The organism is Helicobacter sp. 16-1353 (assembly GCF_003288815.1).
Lineage (GTDB): Bacteria > Campylobacterota > Campylobacteria > Campylobacterales > Helicobacteraceae > NHYM01.
In genome coordinates, this window is sequence record NZ_NHYM01000021.1 from 1 (window position 1) to 10902 (window position 10902).

13 protein-coding genes are annotated in these 10902 nt (G+C 31.1%); 8 read left to right on the forward strand and 5 right to left on the reverse strand.

Annotation, left to right across the window (positions count from 1 at the left end; all coding sequences use genetic code 11):
• Positions 1-146: 146 nt before the first annotated feature.
• The 5 genes from CCY99_RS09980 to CCY99_RS09205 all read right to left on the reverse strand — a co-directional run bounded on the left by CCY99_RS09980 (position 147) and on the right by CCY99_RS09205 (position 4350).
• Positions 147-278, reverse strand: a complete 132-nt coding sequence (locus CCY99_RS09980) for a hypothetical protein (RefSeq protein ID WP_258444082.1) — start codon at positions 276-278, stop codon at positions 147-149.
• Positions 279-837: 559 nt separating this feature from the next.
• On the reverse strand, positions 838-1860 hold the full coding sequence (locus CCY99_RS09190; RefSeq protein WP_112061122.1) for a Gfo/Idh/MocA family oxidoreductase: 1023 nt from the start codon (positions 1858-1860) through the stop codon (positions 838-840).
• Positions 1847-2947 (reverse strand): DegT/DnrJ/EryC1/StrS family aminotransferase, encoded by a 1101-nt coding sequence (locus CCY99_RS09195; RefSeq protein WP_112061123.1) that lies wholly within the window; start codon positions 2945-2947, stop codon positions 1847-1849. Before CCY99_RS09195 ends, CCY99_RS09190 begins: the two co-directional genes overlap by 14 nt.
• A gap of 45 nt (positions 2948-2992) precedes the next feature.
• Positions 2993-3628 (reverse strand): sel1 repeat family protein, encoded by a 636-nt coding sequence (locus tag CCY99_RS09200; protein WP_112061124.1) that lies wholly within the window; start codon positions 3626-3628, stop codon positions 2993-2995.
• Positions 3629-3690: 62 nt separating this feature from the next.
• On the reverse strand, positions 3691-4350 hold the full coding sequence (locus CCY99_RS09205) for a hypothetical protein (RefSeq protein ID WP_112061125.1): 660 nt from the start codon (positions 4348-4350) through the stop codon (positions 3691-3693).
• A 148-nt stretch (positions 4351-4498) separates the two neighbouring features.
• Here CCY99_RS09205 and CCY99_RS09210 point away from each other — a divergent pair, with 148 nt between their 5' ends.
• Genes CCY99_RS09210 through CCY99_RS09245 form a run of 8 tightly spaced genes read left to right on the forward strand, consistent with a single transcriptional unit; the run spans position 4499 to position 10829 of the window.
• Positions 4499-5032, forward strand: a complete 534-nt coding sequence (locus tag CCY99_RS09210; protein WP_112061126.1) for a 3-isopropylmalate dehydratase small subunit — start codon at positions 4499-4501, stop codon at positions 5030-5032.
• Between the two features lie 15 nt (positions 5033-5047).
• Positions 5048-6106: a 3-isopropylmalate dehydrogenase gene (gene leuB, locus CCY99_RS09215; RefSeq protein WP_112061127.1), complete on the forward strand. Its 1059-nt coding sequence runs from the start codon at positions 5048-5050 to the stop codon at positions 6104-6106.
• Positions 6107-6349, forward strand: coding sequence for a hypothetical protein (locus tag CCY99_RS09220; RefSeq protein WP_112061128.1), 243 nt, complete (start codon positions 6107-6109; stop codon positions 6347-6349).
• The gene (locus CCY99_RS09225; protein ID WP_112061129.1) at positions 6339-6710 is read left to right on the forward strand and encodes a hypothetical protein; all 372 of its coding nucleotides are present in this window, start codon (positions 6339-6341) and stop codon (positions 6708-6710) included. Before CCY99_RS09220 ends, CCY99_RS09225 begins: the two co-directional genes overlap by 11 nt.
• Positions 6707-7390, forward strand: a complete 684-nt coding sequence (locus tag CCY99_RS09230; RefSeq protein ID WP_112061130.1) for a response regulator transcription factor — start codon at positions 6707-6709, stop codon at positions 7388-7390. The genes CCY99_RS09225 and CCY99_RS09230 overlap by 4 nt, the downstream gene beginning before the upstream one ends.
• Positions 7391-7399: 9 nt before the next feature.
• On the forward strand, positions 7400-8662 hold the full coding sequence (locus CCY99_RS09235; protein WP_112061131.1) for an ArsS family sensor histidine kinase: 1263 nt from the start codon (positions 7400-7402) through the stop codon (positions 8660-8662).
• 11 nt (positions 8663-8673) lie between these two features.
• The gene (gene hemB, locus CCY99_RS09240; RefSeq protein WP_112061132.1) at positions 8674-9639 is read left to right on the forward strand and encodes a porphobilinogen synthase; all 966 of its coding nucleotides are present in this window, start codon (positions 8674-8676) and stop codon (positions 9637-9639) included.
• A 17-nt stretch (positions 9640-9656) separates the two neighbouring features.
• The gene (locus tag CCY99_RS09245; protein ID WP_112061133.1) at positions 9657-10829 is read left to right on the forward strand and encodes a pyridoxal phosphate-dependent aminotransferase; all 1173 of its coding nucleotides are present in this window, start codon (positions 9657-9659) and stop codon (positions 10827-10829) included.
• The last annotated feature ends 73 nt before the right edge of the window (positions 10830-10902 follow it).

A 10902-nucleotide genomic window follows, 5' to 3' on the forward strand; every position in this document is an offset into this window, starting at 1 on the left:
GTTTGAGAATCTAGAATCTTACTTTGATTTGGATTCTATGAATTCTATGAATCTTTGGAGTTTAGATTCTCATTTAGATTCCATAAATCGTTAAAAAACATAGAATCTAAATTGCTAGATTTACTTTGTTGCCATATTTAGCAGTTTTATGTAGTTTTTAAGATTCTCACTATTTGGTGATTTTTTATTAAGATTCTAGTTTCTAATATTCTTGGTATTTTCCATTTGATTTTTAAATACAAGATTCTAGCAGAATCTAGATTCTCAAAATCACCCAAGATTCCGCGTAGTTTATAGATTCTAATCTTGTGGGATTATAGAATCTGCTAGATTCTATAAATTTGTAGAATATTTAGTTTTTTATTTAGATTTGATAGATTCTATGAATCTTTAAAAATATAGAATCTAAATCGCTAGATTTACTCTGCTACCATATTTAGCTATTTTATACCACTTTTAAGATTCTTACTATTTTGGTGATTTTTTATTAAGATTCTAATTTCCAATATTCTTGGCATTTTCAATTTATCATTTTCCATTTGATTTTTAAATACAAGATTCTGCGTAGCTTATAGATTCTATGAAGTTTGTGAGGTTATAGAATCTACTAGATTCTATAAATCTTGCAAATCTTTGGAGTTTAGATTCTCATTTAGATTCTATAAATCGTTGAAAACATAGAATCTAAATTGCTAGATTTACTTTGTTGCCATATTTAGCAGTTTTATGTAGATTTTAAGATTCTAGCAGAATCTAGATTCTCAAAATCACCCAAGATTCCGCAGAATACAAAAGATTCCTAATCTACATAGAATCTAAATCTTAGATTCTATATTATCAATTAGCTTTCTTATGTATTATCGTTTGTATTTTATGTGCAATCTCTATAGCTCTCATTCCATCAAATTGATTTGGGAAGTTTGGCATTTGATTTTCCAACCCAAGCGATTGATTTTCTGGGCTTTTTGTGGATTCTGGCGATTTAGATTTTTCATTTTTGCAAATATCAGCAAAATCAATTAGCTCACTTAGCAATGCCTCTTGCCCTCGAACTTCGATTGTCTCGGTATTTGAGTGAATCTGCACATTGCCAAATCGCTGCTCTACGCTCTGCTTATTTACAAAAACTTCCTTACTTAAAAGATTGCAATCAATATATTCTTTGTCCGTCGTTACGCTTATTTGGCGGATTCGCTTCTCTGTTATGCGACTTGCTAGGATATTTGAAAAGCTCCCATTTTTATGCGTTAAAATCGCCCTTGCAAACTCTATCATTCCCTCTACAACCACGCCTTGTGCGTAAATCTCACTCACATCGCCATTGATATTTAGTGCCAAATCAATATCATGTATCATCAAGTCAATCACCACATCAACATCAGTTATTCGGCTACTTGCCTTGTTTGTGCGACTTATATCTACATTAATGATTTTGCCAGAATGGGAGAGAATATTTTTTAGGGTAATTATGGCTGGATTATATCGCTCGATAAAGCCCACTTGGATATTTAGCGATTTTTTTTGTGCTAAATCAATCACCACTTGGGCGGATTCTAGTGTGTTTGTAAGTGGCTTTTCAACGAAGATATTTTTCACATATTCACTTACCTTAGAGATATAATCAAAGTGGCTAAAAGTCGGCGTTACGATTATAGCCCCATCACTTGGGGAAAGCATGGCTAAATCCGCCTCCAAATCTTGGCTCATTTTGACATTATAAGTTTGTGCGATTTTCTTGCAAGATTCTTCATTTGTATCGTAGATAAAGGCGATTTCGACATCTTTTAGCATATTTAGGATTCTAAGGTGATTTTGTCCCATTTTCCCTATACCCAAAAGGGCTATTTTAATTGGCTTCATTGACTGCCTTTATTATTTGACTTTGCTCCTCTTGACTTAAGAACGCACTAAATGGAAGCGAGATAATCTCATCGCACACTAATTCACTTACTTTAAAATCGCCTTTTTTGTAATTATATTGTTTGGTTATGACCTCTTGTAGATGAAGTGGAATAGGGTAGTGCACCGCATATGGGATTTTAGAATCTGCTAATTTTTGCATTAATTTTTCTCTATTTTTAGCACGGATTGAATATTGCGCATAGGCACTAACAAAGCCCGGTGCGATGTATGGCGTGATTACATTTTTTAGATTCTTATTATAATTTTCTGCGATTTCTTGGCGTTTGGTAATTTCGCTATCCAAATATTTTAACTTCACATTTAAGATTCCAGCCTGCAAAGCGTCCAATCTACCATTAATGCCGATTGTAGAGTGCTTATATCGCTCACTTTGTCCGTGATTTCTAAGAAGTTCTAGCTTTTTTGTGATTTTTTCATCATTGCTAAAAACCGCTCCGCCATCGCCATAACAACCAAGTGGCTTACTAGGGAAAAAGCTCGTTGTGGCGATTATCGAGGCATTGCACGATTTTACGCTTTTCCCATTTAGATTGAAACTCGCCCCAAAACTCTGTGCGGCATCTTCGATTACTGCGATATTGTGTGATAAAGCGATTTTATTGATAGATTCCATATCTGGCATTTGACCGAAAATTGAGACTGGGATTATCGCTTTTGTGTTTTTTGTAATGGCATTTTCAAGCAATTTTGGGTCTAAATTATATGTTTTTTCATCAATATCTACAAAAATTGGCTTCGCCCCAACTAGTAAAATCGCCTCCACTGTGGCAATAAAGCTAAAAGGCGTAGTTATAACCTCATCGCCATTTTTAATATCAAGTGCCATTAAAGCTAAAACCAACGCCGTAGTTCCGCTACTACAGCTAATCGCACTCTTTGCTTTCGTGTAATTCTTAAGATTAGATTCTAGGGATTCTACGCTTTCACCCATTATAAACGCTGCATTTGTAAGGCTTTTTGCGATACTTGCGTCTATTTCATTTTTATATGCTTTATATTGTGCTTTTAGATTTATAAAATCCATTTTACCACCTTGTAATTAAACTAAAAGGCTAATAATAGCAAATATCTAATTAAATGAAAGAATTTCTATGTATTTTACACAAGCCTTTTGCAATCCATTTTCACAAGATTTTTTAAGTAGTGTTTTTGCGAATTCCGCATTTTTCACCACGCCTTTACCAAAAATATAAATATTTGCTAATTTATAGCATGAAAATGCATCATTATAAAAGCATTGCTCATTTAATAATTGTCTTTCATTGTGAATAAATGGTTTAACATTGCTTAGCTCTATATTACAAGCCTCACTATTTCCTAATCTGCAAGATTTTGATAGATACCATTGTGCTTTAAAGTCATCTAGCATAGTTTCTGTGGAATAATATTTATATAGCTTAAAACACGCATCTTTATCCCCTAAATCGCACTCACTTTTAGCGATAACTGTAGATTCTACTTTTAGATTCGCATTTATATTATTTAATGCTACGCATCCCAAATCATCACCAAGCACACAAGCTTTGTAAAATAAATCTCTAGCTATTTTTTTTGACCCAAATGATATGGCTCTAAAGCCCTCATTTGTAAAATATTTAGCATTATTATGTGGGAAATTAGCCTTATATGGTGGTTTTATAAAAAAAATTGTTTCATTAGCACAAAGCATAATAAAGCTTAATAAAATCAATCCAATAAATCGCATATCTAGCCTTTTTATTTTCTAAATCGACTTTTTATAACTAAATTTGACCTTAGGAAATATCACTATTTTTTAGCTTTTGGCATAGGGATACTTTTTTCTTGAGATATTAGCTTTTTGAGATTATTATTTATAACATACATTGCCGCACAGAATGGAAAAACAGCGATGAGAAATATTATAATCGCAGTTTGTGATGTTTGCTTATCAAATACAAATCCAAAGAAATAAAAGCTCATCGCCGCTAAAGTTACTAATATGCCGATGATTATACTTTGCCATCTTGTAATTTCTTTTTTAAGGATAGATTTTTGCACGAATGTTTCATTTATATTTGATAAATCATTAATATCAAAATCACTATTTTTCTTGGAATCTTTTATATTTTTTATTTCATCTTCTAATTGTTGAATCTTAAGTGATAGATTTGATATTTTAGAATCGTCCATAACCTCATCTTTAATAAGATTAAAATCATTATCTGATATACCAGCAATAACCTTTGCTAATCTAACTTGCTCTTCTTGGATTAAGGAAATATTGTATTGAATGGAAGATATTTTATCAATATTACTAGAATCACTTTTTAATGTTTCCCTTATCATTTCTGTTTCTTTTTTTACTTCTGCAATTAAGTCTTCCGCATATCCTAAATCTTCGATTAATTTAAAAACTGCTTCGGCTAATTCTTCTCTAGTTCCTTGCTCTAAATTATTATGTTCCATATCGTGTCTCAAGTAGTGATTTTGAAAAATATAATAAACTTACAAATTATATTAATGTAAAAGTATGATAATTAAATTGTAATTTGAATAAAATTTGTTAAAATTATACCTTAGAATTTTTAAAATTATTAAGATATGGCAAATATAGATGGATAAAATTATAAAAGATAGCATAGCAAATAATATCCCAACTAATATACAAGGCAGAGTTTGGAGATTTGGTAAAAACATTGATACGGATTTAATAATAGCAGCTAGGTATCTCAATACTACTGATGAAAAGGTTTTAGCAAGTCATTTAATGGAAGATGCAAGGAATGGTTTTATTTCTATGATACAATCTGGAGATATTATTGTAGCAGATGAAAATTTTGGCTGTGGAAGTAGTAGAGAGCACGCACCAATAGCAATCAAAGCTGCTGGTATTAGTGCTGTTATAGCCCCTTATTTTGCTAGGATATTTTATCGAAATGCTTTTAATACAGGGCTTTTGGTGTTAGAACTAGAAGAGGTTGATAGGATTAAAGAAGGCGATGTTTTATCCATAGATATACTTAAAGGAACGATTTTAAATAAAACCACCAATGAGATATATAATTTTAAAACAATACCGGAATTTATGCTAAAACTTTTATCGGCTGGTGGTTTGATGGAATATGCCGCAAAAAATAAAATAGATTAAAAAAAGGGGGATTACTTGGAATCTTATAATATCGCGATTCTTTCCGGTGATGGCATTGGAAAGGAGATAATGCAGGAGGCAGTTAAAATACTAGATTTATTTTCTAGTGATGTTAGATTAGAATATAACGAGTATTTAATTGGTGGTGCAGGAATAGATGCTACAAATAATCCGCTTCCAGATGAAACACTTAGGGCTTGTAAAGCAAGTAATGCAGTTTTACTTGGTGCTATTGGTGGAGAAAAATGGAATAATTTAGAGCGACATCTTCGCCCTGAGAAAGGGCTTTTAAATCTTAGAAAAGAATTAGGTGTATATGCCAATATCCGCCCTATTAAGGTTTATAATGCTACCTTAGAATCCTCTCCTATTAAAAAAGAAATAATACAAGATGTGGATTTTGTTATTGTAAGGGAATTGATAAGCGGAATCTATTTTGGTGAGCCAAGAGCAAAGGAAATGGATAGAGCATATAATACGATGTTTTATACAAGAGACGAAATATATAGGGTTACAAAATACGCCTTTGAACTAGCACAAAAACGCAATAAAAAACTTTGTTGTGTGGATAAAGCAAATGTATTAGAGACAAGCCAACTATGGCGTGAGGTCGTAGATAGTGTGGCTAAGCAATATAGCGATGTGGCGGTGGAATTTTTATATGTGGATAATGCAAGTATGCAATTGATTTTAAATCCTAAACAATTCGATGTTATGCTTTGTGAGAATCTTTTTGGCGATATTTTAAGCGATGAGGCAAGTGTGATAGGAGGCTCTATTGGACTTTTAGCAAGTGCTAGTATTGGTGATAGTGTCGCACTTTTTGAACCAATTCACGGCTCTGCTCCTGATATTGCAGGGAAAAATATTGCTAATCCTATCGCTATGATTTTATCTACAAGTATGATGTTTTCACATTTGGGTGAAGTAGAAATTGCAAAAAAGATTGAATTAGCCGTAAATAAAGTTTTAGAATGTGGATATAGAACTCGCGATTTGGCAACAAATAAAGACGAGGCTATTTCTTGCTCTCAAATGGGCGATTTAATAGTCAAGTTTATAAAAGAATTGTAGATGAATAAGCATTTAATGGCAAGTATTTATGATATTAAGGGCGAAAAAGAAAAGGTCGTTAAAATCTATAGACAAATCTTAAGTGATAATCCAAATGACAAAGAAGCAGAAGAATCTCTTCGTAGGCTTGCTACAAAAAGCATTAATCTAAGTGGATTAAATAGAGATATGTATAATTTTTTTATCAAAGCTAATTCTAAAGAGGAATTAGCTGAATTTGAGAGGTGGTTAATTGGAAACTAAAGAAGCGATACTATCTACTATATCAGAATTTAGTAAAAAAGATTTTAATAGCGAGGATTCTACTCAAGATTTATCTAAAAATAAGGATTCTACAAATATTTTTATTGATATTAAGGAAGAAAGTGAAATAGATTTAAAATACATAGAATTCGATAATGAGATTGCTATGCTTTTGAAACTAAAAGAGAAATCTTTAGTATTATTTGAGGGTTTGAAGCAATCTAAAGATTCCAATATCCAAATGAAGCTTGAAATGGTAATTAGCTATCTTGAGTATCAATTATATATAATTGAAGATAGATTAAAGACATTACAAGAAAATCAAGCAAAAAATGAACTTGTAAATAAGGGAGAACTATGATAGAAGTTATAATGATAGAAGATGATGTTGAATTAGCGGAGATTCTAACAGAATTTTTAAAAGCCAATAATGTAAATGTAACGAATTATGCCGACCCAATTATAGGAATACAAGCTTTAGAAGAACATAAATATGATTTAATGCTACTTGATTTAACACTTCCAAATATGGACGGAATCGAGGTTTGTAAAAAAATTACAAAATACAAAAATATACCTATTATAATCTCATCGGCACGAAGCGATACACAGGATAAAATTGATGCTTTAGAATATGGTGCAGATGATTATTTGCCAAAACCATATGACCCAAAAGAGTTGTTGGCTAGGATAAATAGCGTTTTAAGAAGATATAATATAGTTCCCACACAAGCCATTTTAGGCAATGATTATCAATCTGATTTTGTTGTTGATAAAGATAGTATGAGCGTTTTTTTTAAAGAAAAAAAATTAGATTTAACAAGAGCAGAATATGAGATTCTAACACTTCTTATATCTCAACCAAGCCATATTTTTTCTCGTGCTGTAATTGCTGAAAAATGTGATTCTATTAAGTCAAAAGGTGATTATAAAAGTGTCGATGTAATAATAGGACGACTTAGGAATAAGATTTGTGAAGACACAAGAAATCCAAAATATATTATTTCTGCTAGAGGTCTTGGATACAAAATAAACATATAAGAAATTAAAATGTTTAAATCAGATTCTATTATTGTAAAAATAACACTGCTTTTTATATTTAGCTCTATAAGCTTTATTTTATTTGTTTTGTATTTTATAAATTATGAGATAAATAAAAGTAATAATATCATAGAGCAGCGATATAATAGCATTGTTAGCAATATAAGTGATTTATTTAAGTTTGGATATGATTTAAAATCATTGCAAGGTTATTTATTAGATATTGGATTCTATCAAGTTAAAGATGAGCATATATTAAATGCGACATCGCAACGATATTTTTTATTATATGGGCAAAAAGATAAACAACTCGCCGTAAATAGTAAAAAAATAAATGGGCATTATTATATCATTATGCACGATACGACTAATAATGCTAGTTTTGTATATACAGATTATAAAGATGATGTGGATTATTTGAATTATTATCTAATAGCATTATTGGCATTTATTGCCCTTATATTCTTCTATATTCTTGTTTTAAACTCACTATTGCCACTTAGTGCTTTAAGAAGAGAGGTTAAGAAATTTGCTAGTGGTAATATGAATATAAAAGTAATCTCAAATAACAAAGATGAGATTGGTGAACTCTCACAAGAGTTTGCAAAAGCCGCATATACGATTAATGAAATGAATAAGGCTAGAGTGCTATTTTTACGCTCTATTATGCACGAATTAAGAACACCTATTACAAAAGGTAGAATCGTAGCTGAAATGATAACTGATACAAGGGCTAAAAATAGGCTTATATCTGTATTTACAAGATTAAATATAATCATTGATGATTTTGCGAAAATAGAAGAAATGAGCACTAAAAATTATAAAATCTCAAAAACGAAATTTACTTTAATTGAATTAATGCAAAATATAAATAAAATGCTTTTGATAGAAGAAGACCGACCAAGAAATGTTATTTTAGATAATAGAGATGCAGAAATGATTGCCGATTTTGATGCTATGAGTTTGAGTGTGAAGAATCTAGTTGATAATGCCATTAAATATTCTAGTAACCAAAAAGTTATCGTTTCAGTTGAAGGTAGAGATTTAGTAGTTAAAAATCAAGGAGAGCCTTTTAAAGATGATTTCAACAATTATTTTCAACCATTTTATAGCGATGGCAAAGAGAATATTCAAAAAGGACTTGGACTTGGAATGTATATCATAAAGCATACAATCGAAACACAGGGCTTTAAATTAGAGTATAAATATCAAGATAATAGTCATTATTTTTATATAAAGGATTGTATAGTTAGTGATACGACAGAATCTTAAATCAAAGGGAAATGTTTATGGTGCGATTAAGGCATTTTAGGGAAAATCAACAAATAAGAGATTTGGTTCAGGAGAGTAGAATCTCTTTAAAAGAATTCATATACCCGCTTTTTGTCGTAGAGGGGGAAAATATTAAAAATGAGATAAAGTCAATGCCAGATGTATATCAAATGAGTATTGATAATATTTTGCGTGAATGCGAAACTTTATGTAAAATGGGAATCTACCATATTATTTTATTTGGCATTCCCTCTATTAAAGATAGCATTGGCTCTAGTGCATTACACGAAGATGCAATAGTAGCAAAAACAATAAGAAAGATTAAAAAATATTTTAGCAATATGGTTGTAAGTGTGGATTTGTGTTTTTGCGAATACACAGACCACGGACATTGTGGAATCCTAGATAATAATGGCAATGTTGATAATGACAAAACATTAGAGATATTAGCCAAACAAGCTATATTATTAGCTTCTAGTGGAGCTGATATTATTGCTCCAAGTGCGATGATGGACGGGCAAATAAAAACATTAAGAAAAGCTTTAGATGAAAATCATTTTACAAATATCCTTATTATGAGCTATTCCACAAAATTTGCAAGTGCATTTTATGGACCTTTTCGCGATGTAGCGGAATCTACCCCTAGTTTTGGTGATAGGAAATCATATCAGCAGAATCCTGCAAATAGAAGTGAGGCAATAAGAGAATCTCTAATCGATGAAAAAGAGGGAGCAGATATTTTAATGGTAAAACCAGCTTTAAGCTATCTTGATGTTGTAAGAGATATAAAAGAAAATTCCTTATTGCCACTAGCTGTTTATAATGTAAGCGGAGAATATGCGATGTTAAAAAACGCCAAAATGGCAGGTTTGATTGATTACGATAGAATGTTATTAGAGATAATGCTATGTTTTAAAAGGGCGGGAGCTGATATTATAATAAGCTACCATACTAAAGAAATTGCAAGATTAATATAAATAAAAAGGAGATAGATATGAAATATTCAAAACGAATTTTAACACTAGGGGAATCTTTAACCATAGCAATTAGCTCTCTTGCTAGGGATTTAAAATCACAGGGTAAAGATGTATTGTCATTTTCTGCAGGAGAGCCAGATTTTGATACACCAAAAATGATAAAAGATGAAGCTATAAGGGCTATTAATAGCGGATTTACAAAATACACTCAAGTATCTGGAATCCCAGAATTGCGTTTAGCCATAAGTGAAAAACTCAAAAATGAAAATAAATTAAATTATGATGCAGATGAAATCATCGTAAGCAATGGAGCAAAGCATTCACTTTTTAATGTATTTTCTGCACTTATTGATAAAGATGATGAGGTTATTATCCCATCGCCTTATTGGGTTACATATCCAGAACTTGTGAATTATTTTGGTGGAAAAAATATATTTATTGAAACAGATGAGGGGACTGATTTTAAGATTATTCCAATGCAATTAAAGCAAAAAATAACACCAAAAACCAAGATTATAGTCTTAACCTCTCCTTCAAATCCAACAGGTATGATTTATTCAAAAGAAGAGCTAGAGGCTATATATGATGTAATAAAAGATACTAATATTATTATTATAAGTGATGAGATATATGAAAAATTAGTTTATGATAATATTACTTTTACATCTCCGGGTAGCATTAATGATGATATGCTAAATAGAACTATAACGATAAATGGGCTTAGTAAATCAGTGGCAATGACAGGCTGGAGAATAGGATATGCCGCATCAAAAGATAAAAAATTAATAAAGTTATTAAATAATTTGCAAAGTCAAAGCACTTCAAATATCAACTCAATCACGCAAAAAGCTTCCATTTTTGGATTAAATGGCGATACGAAAATGGATATAGATGGTTTTGTATCAGCCTTTATGAATCGTAGAAATCTAGCATATGAATTAATCAACAATATACATTTATTAGATACAAAACTCCCGCAAGGTGCATTTTATCTATTTATTAATATCAAGGAAGTTAATCCAGATTCAATGGCATTTTGTAAAGATTTGCTTGAAAAAGAAGGTGTAGCTTTGGTGCCGGGTATCGCCTTTGGAATGGATGGATATGTTAGATTCTCTTTTGCTTGTGGTGAAGAACAAATCAAGCTTGGCGTAAATAGAATAGATAGATATATATCTAATCTAAGCTAAGCTATTTTAGATTCTATATTATCAACGATTTATGGAATCTAAATGAGAATCTAAACTCCAAAGATTCGCAAAA